Below are 20,306 nucleotides of genomic sequence, written 5' to 3' on the forward strand. Positions count from 1 at the left end.
TCGAGCACCGGCTGCGCTGGCTTGTCGGCCACTGCAATGGCTGCTTCGCTACTTTTCGCAATTGAGAGGTTTCATGGCACTTTCCGAGGCTGCACCGTCGCAGCTTTACGCGGACGACCATGCTTATCTGAGCATCCACGAGGTCCGCAAGGAATTCGACGGTGTCGTTGCGGTCGACGACGTCAGCTTGCAGATTCGCAAAGGCGAAATTTTTGCGCTGCTGGGCGGCTCGGGTAGCGGCAAGTCCACGCTGTTGCGATGCCTTGCCGGTTTCGAGCGGCCGACAAAAGGAAGCATCGTGCTCGATGGGCAACCGATCGACGCGCTGCCGCCGTACGAGCGCCCGATCAACATGATGTTCCAGTCGTATGCGTTGTTCCCGCACATGAGCGTGGAGCAGAACATCGCATTCGGGTTGAAGCAGGAAGCGTTGTCCAGGGCCGCCATTGCCACGCGTGTGGGCGAGATGCTCGAATTGGTGCAGCTGCGTGCGCTGGCCAAACGCAAACCGCATCAATTGTCCGGTGGGCAGCAGCAGCGCGTGGCGTTAGCGCGCTCGCTGGCCAAGCGGCCCAAGCTGCTGTTGCTGGATGAACCGATGGGTGCGCTGGACAAGAAACTGCGAGATCAGATGCAGCTGGAACTGGTCAACATCATCGAGACCTCCGGGGTCACCTGCGTGATGGTCACCCACGATCAGGAGGAGGCCATGACCATGGCCACCCGCATTGCGTTGATGGACCAGGGCTGGATCCAGCAGGTCGGCACGCCCGACGAAATTTACGAACAGCCGGCCAACCGCTTCGCTGCCGATTTCATCGGCTCGGTCAATCTGATCGATGCGGCCATCGTCGAAGACGCGCCGGATTACGTCAGCCTCAAAACCGCTGCGTTCAATGCCAATATCCGCATTGGCCACGGCATCACCGGCTTCCAAGGGCAGGCAGTCGCGTTCGCATTGCGTCCGGAAAAACTCGCCATCGGCAAGGACGAACCCACACAGGCCTGCAACAAGGCGCAGGGCGTGATCGAAGACATCGCCTATTTCGGCAGCCACTCGGTGTATCACGTGCGCCTGCCCAGCGGCTTCAAGCTGATGGCCAACTTCGCAAACCGCCAGCGCTGTGCAAGCGAAGCACTCACCTGGGGCGATACGGTGTGGGTGGGCTGGGGCGATGACGATGGCGTGGTACTCACCGCATGATGCGGCGCCTGCTCCGCGCACTGCCAGGCGCGCGCTGGGGCGTGATCGCCGCACCGTCTCTGTGGCTGCTGGTGTTCTTCGCGATCCCGTTCCTGATCGTGCTGAAGATCTCGTTTGCCGAGCGCGCTACCGCGATGCCGCCTTACACGCCGCTATTTGCATACGCCGCCGATGGCGCGGTGAGCGTCAAATTGCATTTGGGTAATTATCTGGCCTTGCTGCGCGATAGCCAATATGTCGCCGCTTACCTGAGTTCGATCAAAATCGCGTCGATCTCCACTGCGTTAGCGCTGTCGATTGGTTATCCGATGGCGTACGTGATTGCACGTCTGCCGCTGGCCACGCGCAGTGTGGCGATGATGCTGGTGGTGCTGCCCTCGTGGACCTCGTTCCTGATTCGCGTGTACGCCTGGATAGGAATTCTCGATGGCAATGGATTGCTCAACCAGGCACTGCTGGCGCTAGGTGTGATCCAGCAGCCGCTGCAGCTGTTGTATACGCCGATCGCCGCCTATATCGGCATCGTGTACTGCTATCTGCCGTTCATGGTGTTGCCCCTGTATGCCAACCTGGTCAAGCACGACCAGCGCTTGCTCGAAGCCGCGTATGACCTGGGCGCGCGGCCGTGGCAGGCGTTTGTGCGCATCACCTTGCCGCTGTCGCGTAACGGGATTGTGGCCGGCTGCATGCTGGTGATAATACCGGCGGTGGGTGAATTCGTGATTCCGGAAATGTTGGGCGGCCCCGACACCTTGATGATCGGCCGCGTGCTCTGGGGCGAGTTCTTCAACAATCGCGACTGGCCGGTGGCCGCTGCAGTGGCGACAGTGATGCTTGTCTTGTTGCTGGTGCCGATCGTGATCTTCCACCGCTATCAACAGCGCGAGCTGGAAGGACGGCTGACATGATGCGTGCCTTTCGCGGCGGACGCATGCTCGGCGGCAGCGTATTTGCGCTGGGCTTCGGTTTTTTGTATTTGCCGATTCTCTTGCTGATGGTGTACTCGTTCAACGCCTCGCGCCTGGCTACGGTGTGGGGTGGCTTTTCGACACGTTGGTATGGCGAGTTGCTGCGCGATCGGCAACTGCTGGACGCGGCCTGGATCAGCCTGGACGTGGCGTTCTGGACCGCCTGTGCATCGACCATATTGGGCACGATGGCGGCGATGGCGATGGTGCGCATGCGGCGTTTCCCCGGCAAAACGCTATTCGGCGCGCTGATCACCGCGCCGCTGGTGATGCCGGAGGTGATCATCGGCTTGTCAATCCTTCTGTTGCTGGTGTCGATGGGCGGCGTGCTCGGCATCGCGCCGCGCGGGGCCGTTGCCATTTGGGTTGCGCACGTCACCTTCACAGTCTCCTTCGTCACGGTGGTGATTTGCTCGCGCCTGCAGGAACTGGATCGCTCGCTGGAAGACGCGGCAATGGATCTGGGCGCGACACCGCTGAAGGTGTTCTTCCTGATCACCTTGCCGATCATTGCGCCGGCACTGGCATCGGGCTGGCTGCTTGCATTCACGTTATCGCTGGACGATGTGGTGATTGCCAGCTTCCTGGCCGGACCCAGTTCCACCACGCTACCGATCAAGGTGTTTTCATCGGTACGGCTCGGCATCAGCCCCAAGATCAACGCACTCGCCACCGTGATGGTGCTGGCGGTGTCGGTCGCTGCGGTGATCGGTTGGTGGCTGCTGGCACGTAACGAAAAACGCAGGCAGCGTGACATGCAGTTGGCGGCGCAGCGCGAGGGCTGAGCGCGGTTGGCTGCGTCATGAATGGCCAGCGATTAGCAGACGATGCTGCATCGTCAGATGGGTCGGTGGTCCTGTCGAATCGAAACGTCACACATCGCTGCGATAGAACTGCTCAGTCGTAATGGTAGTGATTGGAGCTGACGCGCGTGCTGTGCGCTGCCGGTGCCTCGCGCAATGATAGCGGCTGAAAAAACGTAGCGAGCAGTTATCGACGCATGCCGACTGCGAGCACCTGGCGCGGCTGTCTGCTGGCCGCGCCGTTGTTTTGTTGGTCGTTCTTGGGCGAAAGCGCTGGTCATTGCGACGTCTGGTCGCGCTGCAAGTAAACACAGCGTTGCACAGAGTTGAAGCGGTTGTGACGCAGCTGCAACTCCCCGGCCACTAGCATGGCGAGCCTGTAACAGGAGACCGTCATGCCCTACGACACCGTCAACCCGGCCAACGGCCAGGTCGAGCACACCCAGCAAACCCTGGACACCGCCGCCATCGAAGTGCGTCTGGCGGCCTCCGCGAACGCATTCCCCAACTGGGCAGCACTACCGTTAGCCGAGCGGGGCGCGCTGCTGCACCGGGTCGGCGAAGAGCTGACCAAGCGACGCGACGACCTTCAGCGCATCATGACCGCCGAGATGGGCAAGCTGCGCCACGAGGCGCTGGCCGAGATCGACAAGTGCGCGCAGGGCTGCAGCTATTACGCCGAGCATGCGGCCGACTATCTGGTGCCGCGCGACATCCCAACCGAAGCGCAATCCAGCTATGTGCGTTACGAGCCGCTGGGCTGCGTGTTCGCGGTGATGCCGTGGAATTTCCCGCTATGGCAGGCATTCCGATTTCTCGCCCCGGCCTTGATGGCCGGCAATGTTGCGCTGCTCAAGCACGCCAGCAATGTGCCGCGCTGCGCCGATGCGATGAAGGAGGTGCTGGATGCCGCCGGCATTGCGCCCGGCGTATTCGACGTTCTGCATATCGACAACGACCAGGCCGCCGGTGTGTTGCGCGACGGTCGCATTGCCGCAGTGACGCTGACCGGCAGCGAATGCGCTGGCCGCTCGCTGGCTGCAAATGCTGGCGATCAGTTGAAGAAGTGCGTCATGGAACTCGGCGGCAGCGATGCCTTCGTGGTGTTGGAAGATGCCGATCTGGAGTACGCCGTGCAGTGCGCGGTGCAGTCGCGCTTCGACAACAGTGGGCAGACCTGCATCGCCGCCAAGCGCTTCATCGTGGTGGACGCGATCGCCGATCAATTCATCGAACGCTTCGTCGCCGCCGCGTCCAAGCGCGTGCTCGGCGACCCGCAACAAGACGGCGCCACACTGGCGCCGATGGCACGGGCCGATCTGCGCGAGGAACTGCACAAGCAGGTGCAGGCCAGCGTGGAAAAAGGCGCAAAGGTGCTGCTCGGTGGTGAACCGGTTCCGGGCTCACACGCCGGCTATCCGGCCACCATTCTCGACCAGGTTGCCCCCGGCATGCCGGCTTACGACGAAGAGTTGTTCGGCCCGGTCGCCTCGGTCATTCGTGTAGCGGACCAAGCGGAAGCGGTACGCGTGGCCAACGACACCACCTTCGGTCTGGGCGGCAGCGTATGGACGGCAGACGCCAAACGCGGCGAGCGCGTGGCGCAGCAGTTGCAATGCGGTGCAGCCTTCGTCAATTCTGTGGTGAAGAGCGACGTGCGGCTACCATTCGGTGGCATTAAGCGCTCAGGGTTCGGCCGCGAATTGGCCGAGCATGGCATCCACGAGTTCATGAACATCAAGACGATCTATATCGCCTGACGGCTGGGATTGGGAATTGCGGAATTTGCAATGCGCAGAAGCTCCAGCCACCGCCGCACGGCGCTATCAAGCAAGTCCTGGTTGCGGCATAACTGCGCCACGCTCAGGCCCTGCTCCCGGATCCTGCGCAACTGCAGCTTGAATCGGCCAAGGTGTTCCCGTCATACGGGTTGCCCGGAAAACTGCGCACTCCCACGATCGAGCGCCTTGCAGGCGCTCACCGCAATCTTGACCTTGACGCCGAATGCGTACGGCTGACGCGCTTTGCCCTTGCCAATGCAGTCCACTTTCGGCGCGTGCTGCAATGCGTCGATTTTTCGCTTGTGTTTGGGACGTGGCGCATGCACCTGTTGTGCGCGCTGCAACCAGACAGCGATGCGCTCGCGCACGCCGGTGTCTACCTGATCGAGCTTGCGTTTGATGTTGCGCAACACTCGTCCCAGCACTGTGCTTTGACGTCGCAGCATGCACCGCATCCGCATGAACTGGCTTGCGTCCACCGCCTTCATCGCATGGGCGGTATTGATCGTGTGCGCTAGCAGCTCTTCCATCCCGGCCTTACCCAAGCGCTGCCGCCAGCGTGTCAGCGAGCTCGGATCGCACGGCAAACGCGTCCGGAAAACGACCTCGCCAGTGAAAAACTGCCAGTACGGATTTTCCAGCCATCGTTCGCAGACCGCTTCATCGGAAATGAGGGCTGGCCCTGGATACCAGCGGCTCGCCTTGGTATCGCGATGCCGTTGCCGTGAGCCTCCAGAACAGATCTCCTTTGAGAGCGGTCTGGCCCGGCGGTCGTTAGCCTTTAGCAAGCAGCTGACGCCTCATCAAGGCGGTGCTTGGACACGGGAATTGAAATCGTACAACGCACACCACCGGGTCCCAACGCATAGGTTGTTTTAGCATTGAGCTGATAGGGCATGGCTCTTTCAATCAATTCGCGGCCGTGGCCACCGCTTGGCGTGGCCGACTCGCTCGATTGCATCGAGACTCCACTTTCTTGCCACTCAATGTGCAGCCATGGGGCTTGGTCCTTGGTTTCAGTGACTGACCAATGGATATCGAGACGAGCGCCAACCTGGCAGAGCGCACCGTATTTCAAGGCGTTTGTGGCGAGCTCGTGCAGCGCCATTGCGAGCACCTGTACAGTGGACGAGCGAAGGCGGATGCCACTTGGACCCTGTAAGGAAATCTGTTCGAAGTTGCCGTGAAGTGCTTCGAGCTCACTACGAATGAGCTCATCGAAATGGACGCGATCATGCTCGCTCAGCTTTGATAGCAGTCCTTGAACACGTGCAAGGGCCTCCAGTCGGTCGCTGAACACGTCTCCAAACTCGGACAGGTCCTGGCTATGGCGCAGCGTCTTGTCCGCGATCGATCGGACAACGGCGACCAGGTTCCGAGTGCGATGTTGCAGCTCCCCCACGAGCACCTTTTGATGCTCTTGTAGCTCACGTAAATCATGGACATCGGTTGAGGTGCCTAGCCACTCAACGACTGTTCCTTCGTGGCTCCTGACCGGTGCTGCCCGCGTCTGAAACCATCGGTAGTCGCCAGTTTCCTGGCAGCGGATTCGGAACTCGGTGCTGAGCGCGCCGGTCCTTGTTGCGTGATGCCAAGCTTCCGCAGCAGTTGCTCTGTCGTCCGGATGTAGCGCAGCGAGCCATCCATTGCCCTCCGCTTCGCAGGCCTGCTGCCCAGTAAAGTTCATCCACTGGGTGCTGGCCCATGTCCATGCGCCGCCATCCTTCGCGCGCCACACCAACTGCGGTATGCCTTCAACCAGCGTTTGAAGACGAAGCTGGGTGTGGCGTGCCTCGGTGAAGTCGTGGCCGATACCACCGATCATCACGACATTGCCGTGCTGGTCGCCGATGGGAAAGTCGGTGTTGCGAAGCCAGCGGACGGCGCCGTCGCTCGGCCGTATCACCCGATATTCCACTTTCATATGTTGTCCATTACGCACCTTGCGGATGGCATCGGTTGCCCGCTCTCGATCTTCGGGAACGATGAGGTCAATCCAGTCGCGATAGCTGTCTCCACTGAAGGCTGTGCTTCTACTCAGCCCATAGATCGCTTCAAACGCTGGCGTGAGATATACCAGTTGCAAGCTCTCTGCATCACGGATCCAAAGAATGTCCTGCGACGCTTCACCAAACTGCCGAAGGCGCTCTTCGCTTTCGCGTAACGCGATGTCGGCTTTGCGGCGTTCGCTGACATCGCGGCCCACGCCGACCCACTCAAGGATCTGCCCATCAGCATCGCAAAGAGGGACTGCGTGGGAGAGAGCCCAGCCGACTGTGCCGTCGGAATGCACGACGCGATGTTCTTTATTGAAAGGCGATTTCGATGAGATCGCTGCGTTGATTGCGCCGAAAACTTCTGCGTGATCCTCTGGGAGCAGGTATTTTTTTGCCCATGAATCCAAGGGTGTACCTGTGTCCGCAAGCGTGCCTTGTCCATCAAGTTGAAACATCAATTTCCAATCGGAGCTCATGCGATAGACCATCTGACTTCCGGTTGTGACCAACGCGCGGAAACGTGCCTCGCTTTGCCGCAGCGCCAATTGTGCATGCTCTCGATCGCTGACTTCCTTCAACAGCTGAAGAATGCCTGCAATAGCGCCTGTTTCATTGCGGACAGGAGAAAACGATGTATCGAAGACATGCGTGCTAGACGTTCCGTCAGGGCCGCTAAGAAGAACGGGATAACTGTTGAGTAACGCAGGCACATCCGCATGGATTTGCCTGATCAACGGGACAACAACGTCTTCATGGGCGTCCGGCCACCCTTGTGCAACAGGGCAGCCGAGCAGGGTAGGGTGCCGATGGCCCGCAATAGCGATATACGCGTCGTTGTAGATCTGACAATGTTTTTCACCCCACAGAAGCGTTGCTGGAGTGGGCAGGCCGAGGGTGATATCTACCGCTGTGCGTAGGCATTGCGGCCAACGGTCGCTAGCGCCCAATGGAGTCTTCGACCAATCAAGCTGTCGCACGCGCTCTGCCATTTCGCCACTGGCAAATGGCCAAGCGTCATTCGAAGAATGCATTGCCATATCCGCAATGAAACGAAGAAATTCTTGATGCCAACATTACTTCAGCTCACTCATCGACCAATGAGCAATGTGCGCTGGCATCCGTGATAAAAGCGTTTTGCGCGCATAAGTGATCAAACAGTCAAGCCGTCGCTCACGTTTACTACACCGCTCTTCAGCGCTTGTAGGCTCACTTCGAATGGATGGGCTTGGCGCACAAGCTTCGGTTGGCAATCTCCACAATCACGTCGATGACATAAGCCCTGGACGGGTAGCAATTTGTTGTCACTCACTGGTGCGCTAAGCAGCGTCCACTGCAACCCATGTTGCGTTGATTGAGAGCAATTTATCGTTGGACACAGCGCATGCTGCCATCCACCGCTTTGCATAGTCCTGCGCAGCATTGATGAAATACCCATCAAAAATCCTCCTTGATCGATGGTCGGGCACGCGACGCGACTGTTTTTGCCGAGCACAGGCGAAGCCGAGCCGGTGGTTGCCTTCAAATGTGCAGGAAGTCGGCTCGTGAAGCTGTCGGTGAAAGCCGGCTGGAGCTCAAAGCACCGCTGATCAAGTGCGCCATCCGGCCATATCGTCTGGCTGATGCAACAACTCGATCAGCGGTGCCTTAAGTGAACAGCATTACCGCATTGCCGGGCTTTTCGGTTTGCAAACAACGCCTGACTCAGCGATCCGGACGATGGCTTCCGGCGTCGCCCTGGTTGGCCAGGTATTGCTTGGATTGTTCGTCCAGTTTGTCGCCCAGCATGCGGCGCACCACCACGAAGAACAGTGGGATGAAGATCACGCCCAGTACCGTGGCGAACAGCATGCCGCCGATCACGCCGGTACCGATGGAGTGACGCGAGTTGGCGCCGGCACCGGTCGAGATGGCCAGAGGCAAAACACCCAAGATGAAGGCAAACGAGGTCATCAGAATCGGACGGAAACGCAGATGCGCCGCTTCTAATGTCGCCTCGCGCAGAGTCTTGCCAGCCGCCCGCTGCTCTACCGCGAACTCCACGATCAAGATCGCGTTCTTCGCCGCCAGACCAATGACCGTGATCATGCCGATCTTGAAGTACAAATCGTTCGGCAGGCCACGCAGCATCGAGAAAGTGATTGCACCCAGCACACCGATCGGCACCACCATCAGCACCGCGACCGGAATCGACCAGCTCTCGTACAGCGCGGCCAGGCAGAGGAACACCACCATCACTGACAACGCCAGCAACAGCGTGGCCGCATTACCGGCAATAATCTCCTGGTACGACATGCCGCTCCAGTCGAAACCGAAGCCCGGCGGCAGATCGTTATTGACGATTTCTTCCATCGCGGTCATCGCCTGGCCGGAGCTGCCGCCCGGGGCCGGGTTGCCGACGATGTTCACCGCTGAATAGCCGTTGTAGCGATTCAGTGCCGGCGAGGCGTAGGTCCATTCGGCCTTGACCACATTGCTCAGCGGAATCATCCCCGGCTGACCATCGGCACCGGTGGCCGTGGCGCTGGGGCTGAAGAAGCTGCGCAGCGACTCGGGGCCGGTACGGAACTGGTCGTCGGCACGGATGTTGACGCGCTTGATGCGGCCTTCGGAGAAGTAGTCGTTGACGTAGACAGGCGCCAACATCAGCTGGATCGAACTGTAGATGTCGCTGACGTCCAGGCCCATCGATTGTGCCTGCACGCGGTCCACGTGCAACTGCAGCTGCGGCGAGTTTTCCAGGCCGTTCGGGCGCACGCCCGTCAGGGTGTCCTGCTTTTCCGCTGCCTTGCCGAGCACGATGTTGCGCGCCTGGGTCAACGCTTCCTGGCCCGCACCGGAACGGTCCTGCAGCCACATGTCGAAGCCGCCAAACTGGCCCAGGCCCTGCACGGTGGGCAAGTTGACCACGAAGATCTGCGCACTCTTGATGCCGTAGAAAGCACCGTTGAGTTGCTGGATCAGCTGCTCTGCAGTGACGTCGCGCTCTTCCCACGGCTTGAGCCGGATGAAGCCCATGCCGACGTTTTCGCCCGAGCCAAGGAAGCTGAAACCGGCGATCTGCAACACGCCTTCCACGGCCGGCTGCTTCTCCAGCACCGCACGCATCTGCGCGAACGCTTCGTTGGTCCGGATCTTGGTCGCGCCCGGCGGCAGCTGCACGATAGCCACGGCGAAGCCTTGGTCTTCTGCCGGCAGAAAGCTGCCCGGCATGCGCGTAAACAGGAAACCGCACAGTGCCACCAGCACCACGAATACGATCATCCAAGGCGGCGAGCGCTTGAGGGTGTGGCCGACCACGCCGATATAGCGATGCGCTAACTTGTCGTAGTACTTGTCGAAGGTGCGGTAAACCCAATTCTTCTTGGTCGAATGGGTCGACTTCAGGAACGCGCCGCACAAGGCCGGGGTGAAGCTCAACGCCAGGAACGCAGAGAAGCCCATCGACATGGCGATGGTCAGCGCGAACTGCTTGTAGATCGCGCCGGAGGCGCCGGGTTGCAGCGAGGAAGGAATGAACACTGCCGCCAGCACAACGGTGATGGCCACCACCGCGCCGGTGATCTGGGTCATCGCCTTCTGCGTGGCCGTCTTCGGCTCTAGGTGCTCCTCGCTCATAATTCGTTCGACGTTCTCGATGACCACGATCGCGTCATCCACCACGATGCCGATCGCCAGCACCATCGCAAACAGCGTCAGCTGGTTGATGGTGAAGCCGATCAAGTACATGCCGAAGAACGTACCCAGCAGCGCGACCGGAATCACCAGCGTGGGGATCACGGTGGCGCGGAAGTTCTGCAGGAACAGCAGCATCACAAGGAACACCAGCACGATGGCTTCCACCAGCGTGTGAATCACTTCCTTGATGGAGATGCGCACGAAAGTGGTCGATTCGTACGGCGCGAACCAGGTCACGCCCTGCGGGAAGGTCGGCTGCAGTTCGTCAAGCTTGGCGCCGACCGCCTCGGACACGTTCAGTGCGTTGGCGCCCGGCAACAGCTGGATACCAAACGCACCGGTCGGCTTGCCGTTGTATCGGGTATCGAAGCCGTAATTGCTCGGCCCGACGGTGACGCGTGCGACATCCTTCAACCGCACCGTGGCGCCGTTGCCGTTGGTGCGTAGGATGATGTTCTCGAACTGGTCCGGCGAGCTGAAGCGCCCTTCTGCCGAGACCGTGGCGGTGAAGCTGATGCCTTCGGGCGTCGGGTCGGCACCGACCGAACCGGCGGCGAACTGCACGTTCTGGTTACGTATCGCAGTCAGCACCTGTGTGGCCGACAGGTTGTAGCCCTGCAGCTTCTCCGGGTTCAACCAGATGTTCATCGCGTACTCGGCGCCGAACTGGTTGGTGCTGCCCACGCCGGGTACGCGCGAGATCTGCTCGAGCACGCGCGAACCGACGATGTCGTTGAGCGCGTCGCGGTCGATCGACGGGTTGTCCGAGCGCAGCGCGGCCACCATCAGGAAGCCGGCGTTGGCCTTGGCCACCACTACACCCTGCTGGGTGACTTCCGACGGCAGGCGCGGTGTGGCCAGCGACACCTTGTTCTGCACCTGCACCTGCGCGATATCCGCATCGGTGCCGGTTTCGAAGGTCAGCGTGATGGTCACGCGGCCGTTGGCAGCCGACGACGAGTTGAAGTACAGCAGATGGTCGATACCGGTCAGCTGCTGCTCGATGACCTGGGTGACCGCTTTTTCGGCGGTATCGGCGCTGGCGCCAGGAAAGTTGGCGGTGACGGTGACCTGCGGCGGGGCGATCGTCGGGTAGGACTCGATACCCAGATTCAGGATCGAGATCACGCCCGCAAGCGAGATCAGGATCGCCACCACCCAGGCAAAGATCGGGTGTTCGATAAAAAATTTAGGCATGTCCGGGTTCCGTCACTGCTGCTTGGACTGGGAGTTGGCCGGCTGCGCTGCCGCATCCTGCTTGGGCTGTTGCTGCGCGGCCTGCGCGTTCCCGGCCTGACCTGCTGCCGGAGCCGTGTTCGGTGCACCCGGCTGGCCGCCTTGCGCCGGCTTGTTCGGATTCCACGGCACGCCCTTGGCCGGCTGCCCTTCCTTGGCCTTCTGCACGCCATCGACGATGACCTGGTCGCCCGGAGCCACGCCGCCGGTCACGATCCACTGGCCCTTCTGCTGGCCATCGACGGTGAGATTCTTGCGCACCACGTTGCCGTCCTTGCCCAGCACCAGCGCGTAGGCGCCGATGGCATCGCGCTGCACCGCCTGCTGCGGGACCAAATAGGCATTATTGCGCTGGCCCAGGCTGGCCTTGAAGGTCACGAATGCGCCCGGCAGCAATACCTGTTCCGGATTGGGCAGGGTGGCGCGTAGCGACACCGCACCCGTGCTCGGGTCCACCGTCACTGCAGAGACGTCCAGCGTGCCGGGGTGCGGGTACTGCGTGCCGTTGCCCAGTTCCACGTTGATGGTGGACTTGCCGTCGCCACTGAGCTTCACGTTGCCGCTGGTCTGCGCTTGCCGCATCGCGGCCAGCTCTTCGCTGCTCATGGCGAAATTCACGTAAAGCGGGTCGATCTGATCGACCGTGGTCAGCAAGGTGGATTCACCGGAGCCGACCAGGGCGCCCTCGGTCACGCGCTGGATTCCGGCACGGCCGGTGATGGGCGAGGTGACGCTGGCAAAACCGAGCTGGATGCGGGCGGACTCGACCGTGCCACGCGCCTGCTGCACGTTCGCACTGGACGAGCGCTCGTTAGCTTCGGCGGTGTCGATGTCGGCGCGCGAGACGTATTGCTGCGGCGCCAGGCTGCGCGCACGCGTCGCGGCGATTTTGGCGTTGGCATAGGTCGCCTCTGCGGCGGCCAACTGGCCCTGCGCCTGCAGCAGCGTGGCCTTCAGCGGCGCCGGGTCGATCTCGAACAGCCGCTGGCCTTGCTTGACTTCGGTACCTTCGGTGTATAGGCGCTTGAGCAGTACGCCGTCCACGCGCGCACGCACGTCGGCCGAGCGGAACGCCGACAGGCGGCCGACCAGGCCGCGTTCCAGCGGCAGCGTCTGCGGCTTCATTTCCAGCACCGACACTTCCGGCGGCGGCGGAGCCTGCTGTTGTTCGGGCTTGCTGCAGGCAGCGAGCGCCACAGTGATGGCACAGGCCAGGCCGAATATGCGGAGTGGGGCAATCATTAGGATGAACTCCGTTAGGGTCTTGAAGTGAGACGAGAAAGCGGGACCAACGTAGGCGCAGCAGCAGCGAACGCACGCAAGAAGGTGTCGACAGCGAACTGCGCCCACTGCTGCCTGGCGGGAAGGCCGGAACGATGGGGAACCTGAAACCGTTGGCGATCGAAATCCAGCCCGACGATCATGCTCAGCAGCAGCTCGGCCATGAAGTGCGGATCGTCACGGCGCAGCTGGCCGGCTTCGATCGCCCATTCAAAGCGCTGCGCCAGGCGCTGCTGCATGCAGACTACGCCGTGGTGGAAGATCTGCTGCGACTGATCGGGGAACCGGTGCGATTCCGCTTCGACCAGACGGCAGATCTGTAACACATCGGGGTGATTGAGTCGGTCAAGATGGGCCAGCGCAAATGCCAGCAGATCCCCGCGCAGATCGTCCGAGACGGTGGCTAACGGCACCGTGGCCAGATGCGCGTGACCCTGGAGCACGCCGCGCAGCAAGTTTTCTTTACACCCGTAATAACTGTAGAGCGTCTGCTTGGAACAGCCGGCACGCTCGGCCACCGCATCCATGCTCAGCCGCATGCCGCGCTCGGCAAGCAATGCGTGCACCGCCGCATGGATGCGGCGGTCGCAGTCTGCGCGCCGGGCAGCACGGTGGGAGCGATCAGTCATGGCGGTAGACTATACCGTCCAGTTTAGTTTTTAAACAGGTTTGACGATCCCGGTTCGGTCTGTACAACCCCTTAAATGCCAAGCATCCGGCCAGACTTTTCCGGTTATGGCGATCCATCTGCAGCACCAAGCGACCTCGGTAGAGGCACTGCATAGCGGTAAAGCTTTTGCCCAGTGTCCAGGCCGGCAGCGGGCTGAGCGTTTGCGCTATGCAGCACTGCGCTGTCGTGGCACCGGTACAATTGAGGTTTTCCACCGAGCATCCTAGCTCTCTCATGACAGCCAAGAAAGCCGCTTCGAAATCGCCCACGACGCCGGTCAAACCAGTCGCCGAACGTGCAGTCCCCGTGCTTGCCACCGAACCGCAGGCGGTCACCCTGGAGCGGGTGTTTGCGGCCTTGCGTAAACGCTACCCGGCTGCCCGACAGTCCGAAGTGCAGCTGTTTGCGGCCGACTTTTACCGGCGTATGGAAGAAGACGAGTTTCCCAACCATCCGCCGGAGCAGTGGGCGGCGCTGGTGGCCGACATGTTGGAATTTGCGCGTACGCGCAAGGCCGGCACGGTCAACGTACGGGTGTTCAACCCGACCTTGAAGAGCCAAGGCTACGAGTCGCCGCACACGCTGCTGCAGATCGTCAACGATGACATGCCGTTCCTGGTCGATTCGGTAAGCATGACGTTGTCCAATCTGGGCATCGGCGTGCACGTGCTTGGCCACCCGGTGCTGCGCATCGCGCGCGACAAGGCGGGCAAGCTGACCGCAGTCGGCGAGGGCAAGAGCGAATCGCTGATGGTGCTGGAGATCGACCGCCAGCCGCCCGAAGAAATGCCCAAGGTGGAAGCGGCGGTGCGCCAGGTGCTGGCCGAGGTGCGCGCCATCGTGCACGACTGGGCGTCGATGCGCGAAAAGATGGTGATGCTGGCCGACGACCTGGCCACCCGCCGCTTGCCGATGGATGACATCAGCCGCCACGAGGCGCAGGAATTCCTGCGCTGGGCGGCGGCCGACCACTTCACTTTCTTCGGCTATCGCGAATACCGCGTGGAAAAGCAGGACGGCCAGGATATGCTGGCGCCGGTAGAAGAAACCGGCCTGGGCTTGATGCGCGGCCACGACACCTCGCCGGCGCGCCCGGTGACCACGCTGGCGGCGCATGGCTTGAACACCTCGGCCAAGCTCAAGGACGCGCTGATTCTGACCAAGACCAATGCACGTTCGCGCGTGCATCGCGTTGGCTATATGGATTACATCGGCGTTCTGGAATTCGATGCCAAGGGCCGCATTGTCGGCGAGCAGCGCTTCCTGGGTCTGTTCACCTCCAGCGCCTACAACCGCCGTCCGTGGGAAATTCCGCTGGTGCGTCAGCGCCACGAATACGTGATGAGCAAGTCCGGGCTGACCCCGAACAGCCATAGCGGCAAAGCGCTAAGCCACATTCTTGAAACGCTGCCGCGCGAGGAGCTGTTCCAATCCAACGAAGAAGAGCTGTATCGCACCGCGATCGGCATTCTTGGTTTGCAGGAGCGTGTGCGTAGCCGCATGTTCCTGCGTTGCGACAAGTACAGCCGTTTTATCTCGGCGCTGGTCTATATCCCGCGCGAGCGTTTCAACACCGATGTGCGGCTGCGCATCGAAGCCCTGTTGAAGGACGCCCTGCACGGCGAGTACATCGACTCCAGCGTGGTGCTGGGCGAATCGCCGCTGGCGCAGCTGCATCTGATCGTGCGCCCAAAGAGCGGCGAGGCGCTGGAATTCGACACCACCGAACTCGAATCGCGCCTGGCGCATCTGCTGCGCAACTGGCGCGATGCCTTGCGCGAAGCGCTGGTGGCGCGGCATGGCGAGGCCAACGGTCTGCGCCTGGCCGCCAACTTCGGTCGTGCGTTGCCGGCTGGCTATATCGAAGATTCGTCAATCGAATCGGCGGTGTCCGACGTCGAACATCTGGCCGCGCTGGATGGCCCGGACGATCTGCATCTGAGCCTGCAGGAAATCCGTCGCGACGATGGCGTGCGCCTGGACGCCGGTAAAGGCTTGCGCTTGAAGCTGTATCGCCAGCTCGACGACATCTCGTTGTCGGATGCGATGCCGATGATGGAGAACATGGGCTTGCGCGTGATCTCCGAGCGGCCATATCGGCTGCAGGTGGGCGAAACGCCGGTCTATATTCAGGATTTCGAGGTCGAATCGACGTCCGGCAAGATCAATGCGGCCAATGCCGATGCAAGCTTCGGCGAAGCGTTCGAGCGCATTTGGAACGGCGATGCCGAGAACGACGGCTTCAACCGTCTGATCCTGGCCGCCGGCCTGCATTGGCGCCAGGTCGCGCTGCTGCGCGGCTATTGCAAGTATCTGCTGCAGACGGCGGTACCGTTTTCGCAGGCGTATGTCGAAGCCACATTTACCCGTTATCCGCTGCTGGCACGCTTGTTGGTGGAATTGTTCGAAGCACGCTTCGACCCATCTACCGGAAACGAAACCAAGGCGCAGATCTTCGCCGGGCAGGAGCGTCTGCGCGAAGAGTTGTCTGCGCTGGCAGGTGGCGACGAAGCGAGCCTCAAGGCGCTGGAGCCGGCGTTGCAGGCACGCGGCGGGGATCGCGATGCGCAGCAGGAGGCTACCCGCGCCGCATTGTTGAAGTTGATGGATCGCGTCTCCAGCCTGGACGAGGACCGCATCTTGCGCAGTTTCATCGATGTGATCGATGCGACGCTGCGCACCAGCTATTACCAGACCGACAAGAACGGCAAATACCGCCATTGCATCAGCTTCAAGCTGGATTCGTCGATCGTTCCGGACCTGCCCAAGCCGCGTCCGTACCGCGAAATCTTTGTTTACGGACCACGTGTAGAAGGCGTACATCTGCGCTTCGGCGCGGTGGCGCGCGGTGGCCTGCGCTGGTCGGACCGTCGCGAAGATTTCCGCACCGAGGTGCTGGGCCTGGTCAAGGCGCAGATGGTCAAGAACACCGTCATCGTGCCGGTCGGCGCCAAGGGCGGCTTCTACGTCAAGCGCTCGCCGGTGGGCAGCGACCGCGATGCGATCCAGGCCGAAGGCATCGCCTGCTACAAGCTGTTTATCCAGGGCCTGCTCGACATCACCGACAACATCGTCGGCGGCAAGATCGTGCCGCCGCCGCAGGTGGTGCGCCACGACCAGGACGACCCGTATCTGGTAGTCGCGGCCGATAAGGGCACTGCGACGTTCTCCGATATCGCCAACGGGTTGGCGCTGGATCACGGCTTCTGGCTGGGCGATGCGTTCGCTTCCGGCGGCTCGGTTGGTTACGACCACAAGGGCATGGGCATTACGGCGCGCGGTGCGTGGGAGTCGGTCAAGCGCCACTTCCGTGCGATAGGGCGCGATTGCCAGAGCCAGGACTTCAGCGTAGCCGGGATCGGCGACATGTCAGGCGATGTGTTCGGCAACGGCATGCTGTTGTCGCGGCATATCCGCCTGCTGGCCGCGTTCGACCATCGGCATATCTTCCTCGACCCGAACCCGGATGCAGCTGCATCTTTCGCCGAGCGCGAGCGTCTGTTCAAGCTGCCGCGTTCCAGTTGGGCCGATTACGAGGCCAAGCTGATCAGCGCAGGTGGCGGCATCTACCCGCGCACTTTGAAGTCGATCGACATCAGTGCGCCGGTGCGCGCGGCGTTGGGTCTGGAATCCAACGTCAAGCAGCTCTCGCCCAACGCGCTGATGAACGCCATCCTCAAGGCGCCGGTAGATCTGTTCTGGAATGGCGGCATCGGCACCTACGTCAAAGCGTCTAGTGAATCGCATGGCGACGTGGGCGATCGCGCCAACAACGGTCTGCGCGTCAATGGCGGCGAGTTGCGCTGCAAGGTGGTGGGCGAGGGCGGCAATCTGGGCCTGACCCAGCTCGGTCGTATCGAAGCTGCGCAGACCGGTGTGCTGCTCAACACCGACTTCATCGATAACTCCGCTGGTGTGGACACCTCCGATCACGAGGTGAACATCAAGATCCTGCTCAACGATATGGTGCAGGCCAAGAAGCTCACCTACGACGCGCGTAACACGCTGCTGGCGTCGATGACCGACGAAGTGGCCGATCTTGTGTTGTGGGACAACTATCGGCAGAACCAGGCGATCAGTCTGATGGAGCGGATGAGCGTCAAGCGCCTGGGCTCCAAGCAGCACTTCATCCGCACACTGGAACTGCAGGGCCTGCTCGATCGTCAGATCGAATTCCTGCCCTCCGATGCAGAACTGTCTGCGCGCAAGGCGCGCGGGCAGGGGTTGTCGCGTCCGGAACTATCGGTGTTGTTGTCGTACTCCAAGCTGGTGGCGTTCCAGCAGTTGCTGGAATCGGATATTCCCGAGGACCCGTATCTGTCCAAGGAATTGCAGCGCTATTTCCCCAAGCCGCTGCAGAAAAAGTACGCCGATGCGATGGAGCGTCACCGGCTAAAGCGCGAAATCATCGCCACTGCGGTGACCAACACCACTATTAACCGCATGGGCGCCACCTTCCTGCTGCGCATGCAGGAAGACACCGGCCGCAGCATCGGTGAGGTGGCCAAGGCCTATACCATCAGCCGCGAAACGTTGGACGCGCGGGCGCTGTGGACGCAGATCGATGCGCTGGACGGCAAAGTGCCCGAGTCGGTGCAAATCGATGCGTTGGAAGTGATCTGGCGCCTGCAACGCTCGTTCGTGCGGTGGTTGCTGTTCCGCCCCGGCCCGATGCCCGGCATCACTGCCGCAGTGGAGCGTTACCGCGGCCCGTTCAACGACATCCGCGTGGCCTCGGGTGTGCTCTCCGACACGCAGCGCCCCCAGTACGAGGCCAGCGTGCAGGAGTGGCATGACAAGGGCTTGACCCCGGCCTTGGCGCAGCAGTTGTCCGAACTGCGCTATCTGGAACCGGCATTCGACATCATCGAAACCGCACGCACGCGCAAGCTCAAGCCGGTGGAGGTGTCCAAGTTGCATTTCCGTCTGGGCGAAGCGCTGCGCCTGCCATGGTTGTTCGAGCAGATCGACGCGCTAGAGGTCACCGGCCGCTGGCACGCGGTGGCGCGTGGCGTGCTGCGCGATGAACTGGCCGCGCATCAGCGTGCGCTGGTGGGCCAGGTGCTGACCATGCCCGGCAGCAACGCCAAGGACAAAGTGGCCAATTGGCTGGCACGCGACGATTCCGGCCTGCGCTTCACCCTGTCCATGCTCACCGACGTGGCCGAGCAGAAGACGCTCGATTACCCGACGGTTTCGGTTGCAGTGCAACGGCTGGGACAGTTGGCTGCACACGGGTTGTAAGCACGAGTTGCAAGGTGATGACGAAGCTGGGCTTCGTCATCACGATGGTTGAGCTGATGCAGTCACGTCGTTGTTTGCTCATGCAGGGCGCCCAAGGCGATGCGCTGCATGTACTTGGCTGCGCCGCGGGCTACGACCTGCGTTGGCTGATTGGCTGGATCGCGTTTTTGCACGCCTGGATCCGGGCGATGGGATGGGCATCCCTAGAGCACCGATCACCGATCACCGATCACCGATCACCGATCACCGCTGACGATTGGTGCTTGAAAGGGAGTTTTTCAGAGACGACTTAGAGCGTCTAACAAACCCCCTTGAATCTTGTCTCGCCGGTGGCAAAATTGCGGACATGACACGTCGCAAAGAGATCCCCATTGCGCTGTGGAAGCGCATCGAGCCGCTGATTCCGCAAGTGAAGCGTTCGCCCAAAGGTGGACGGCCGCGTATCAGTGATCAGCAAGCCCTCAACGGCATCATCTATGTCCTGCGCACGGGCGTGCCGTGGGAAGACCTGCCTATGGAGCTGGGTACGGCAGCGGCATGACCTGCTGGCGCCGGTTGCGTGATTGGCAGGCCGCCGGTGTGTGGCATCGTCTGCATCAGGTGTTGCTGGCCGAGCGACGTCGCGCTCAGACGCTGGACCTGAGCCGAGCTAGTCTGGACGCCGCTAGCGTAGCCTCCCCCCGGGGGGCCCATATACCGGGCCGAACCCGACCGATCGCGGCAAACTCGGCAGCAAACGGCATCTGATCGTCGATCGCAACGGCATCCCCTTGGCGGTATGCGTCACCGGCGCCAATCGGCACGACTCGGTCGTGTTCGAGGAGTTGATCGACGCCTTGCCGCCAATTGGTGGCAAACCAGTGGTGGCAAACCAGGGCGCCTGCGACGTTGGCCAGACAAATTGCACGCCGACAAGGCTTACGACATCGACCGCTGTCGCGCCTTCCTCAAGCAGCGCGGCATCATTGCGCGGATCGCACGCAAGGGGATCGCGCGCAACGACCGGTTGGGCCGTCATCGCTGGGTCGTCGAGCGCACCCATGCCTGGTTCGCAGGCATGGGCAAACTGCGCATCCGCTTTGAACGCCGCATCGATCTCCACTTGGCGTTGCTCTCGCTTGCTTGCTCCATCATCTGCTTACGGCTTCTTCCTGGGTTTTGTTAGCCGCTCTTAAAGTGGCTAAAAAAACGTAGCGAGCAGCCGCCAGGTGGGTGCGGACGGCGTGGAGGAACGGCAGTGTACGCGTGGTTCATGCCGATTCCGAGCACCGGCCGCGTCCGCCTGGCGGCTGCGCAGCAGTTTTGTTAGCTACTCTAAATACTCAACGACCTCACGCTATGCAATGATCCTAGACGAATATCGCAGCCATCTATAGCTCAACCGCACTGGAAGTCAGGCAAATGCGGCCGGTGCTTGCAACCGGGTCTTATCATTACAAATCCGGTT

9 protein-coding genes, 1 other RNA gene and 3 pseudogenes are annotated in these 20,306 nt (G+C 61.3%); 7 read left to right on the forward strand and 6 right to left on the reverse strand.

The features are described from left to right. Positions 1-73: 73 nt before the first annotated feature. From PD885_RS08070 to PD885_RS08085, 4 genes are all read left to right on the forward strand, one after another. Complete coding sequence (locus tag PD885_RS08070) at positions 74-1,204, forward strand: ABC transporter ATP-binding protein (protein WP_002810098.1); 1,131 nt, start codon at positions 74-76, stop codon at positions 1,202-1,204. Beyond that, entirely contained in the window at positions 1,201-2,112 is a 912-nt protein-coding gene (locus PD885_RS08075) for an ABC transporter permease subunit (protein ID WP_002810095.1), read from the forward strand. Before PD885_RS08070 ends, PD885_RS08075 begins: the two co-directional genes overlap by 4 nt. After that, positions 2,109-2,957 carry an ABC transporter permease subunit gene (locus PD885_RS08080; protein WP_002810093.1) on the forward strand — a complete coding sequence of 283 codons (849 nt, stop codon included), beginning with the start codon at positions 2,109-2,111 and terminating at the stop codon, positions 2,955-2,957. Before PD885_RS08075 ends, PD885_RS08080 begins: the two co-directional genes overlap by 4 nt. 413 nt (positions 2,958-3,370) lie before the next feature. Further along, positions 3,371-4,735, forward strand: a complete 1,365-nt coding sequence (locus tag PD885_RS08085) for an NAD-dependent succinate-semialdehyde dehydrogenase (RefSeq protein WP_088056778.1) — start codon at positions 3,371-3,373, stop codon at positions 4,733-4,735. A gap of 142 nt (positions 4,736-4,877) precedes the next feature. Here PD885_RS08085 and PD885_RS08090 read toward each other — a convergent pair. From PD885_RS08090 to PD885_RS08110, 5 genes and pseudogenes are all read right to left on the reverse strand, one after another. Then, a pseudogene (locus PD885_RS08090) lies at positions 4,878-5,427 on the reverse strand (transposase); the annotation flags it as partial. Positions 5,428-5,537: 110 nt separating this feature from the next. After that, entirely contained in the window at positions 5,538-7,784 is a 2,247-nt protein-coding gene (locus PD885_RS08095; protein ID WP_159087644.1) for a PAS domain-containing sensor histidine kinase, read from the reverse strand. Positions 7,785-8,454: 670 nt separating this feature from the next. Continuing rightward, positions 8,455-11,625: a multidrug efflux RND transporter permease subunit gene (locus tag PD885_RS08100; protein ID WP_002810074.1), complete on the reverse strand. Its 3,171-nt coding sequence runs from the start codon at positions 11,623-11,625 to the stop codon at positions 8,455-8,457. A gap of 12 nt (positions 11,626-11,637) precedes the next feature. Beyond that, complete coding sequence (locus PD885_RS08105; protein WP_002810071.1) at positions 11,638-12,906, reverse strand: efflux RND transporter periplasmic adaptor subunit; 1,269 nt, start codon at positions 12,904-12,906, stop codon at positions 11,638-11,640. 14 nt (positions 12,907-12,920) lie between these two features. Next, a complete protein-coding gene (locus PD885_RS08110) occupies positions 12,921-13,574 on the reverse strand; it encodes a TetR/AcrR family transcriptional regulator (protein WP_002810070.1) in 654 nt (217 codons plus the stop codon). Positions 13,575-13,849: 275 nt separating this feature from the next. On the opposite strand from PD885_RS08110, the gene PD885_RS08115 reads away from it, so the two are divergent. From PD885_RS08115 to PD885_RS08125, 3 genes and pseudogenes are all read left to right on the forward strand, one after another. After that, entirely contained in the window at positions 13,850-18,859 is a 5,010-nt protein-coding gene (locus PD885_RS08115; protein WP_002810068.1) for an NAD-glutamate dehydrogenase, read from the forward strand. Positions 18,860-18,927: 68 nt separating this feature from the next. After that, positions 18,928-19,152, forward strand: a pseudogene (locus tag PD885_RS08120) (hypothetical protein); the annotation flags it as partial. A gap of 53 nt (positions 19,153-19,205) precedes the next feature. Next, positions 19,206-20,024: pseudogene (locus PD885_RS08125) on the forward strand (IS5 family transposase). A 13-nt stretch (positions 20,025-20,037) separates the two neighbouring features. Here PD885_RS08125 and PD885_RS08130 read toward each other — a convergent pair. Further along, a non-coding RNA gene (locus PD885_RS08130) (sX9 sRNA) lies at positions 20,038-20,113 on the reverse strand. Between the last annotated feature and the right edge of the window lie 193 nt (positions 20,114-20,306).

Origin of the sequence: Xanthomonas fragariae (assembly GCF_900183975.1) — a bacterium.
Classification (GTDB): domain Bacteria; phylum Pseudomonadota; class Gammaproteobacteria; order Xanthomonadales; family Xanthomonadaceae; genus Xanthomonas; species Xanthomonas fragariae.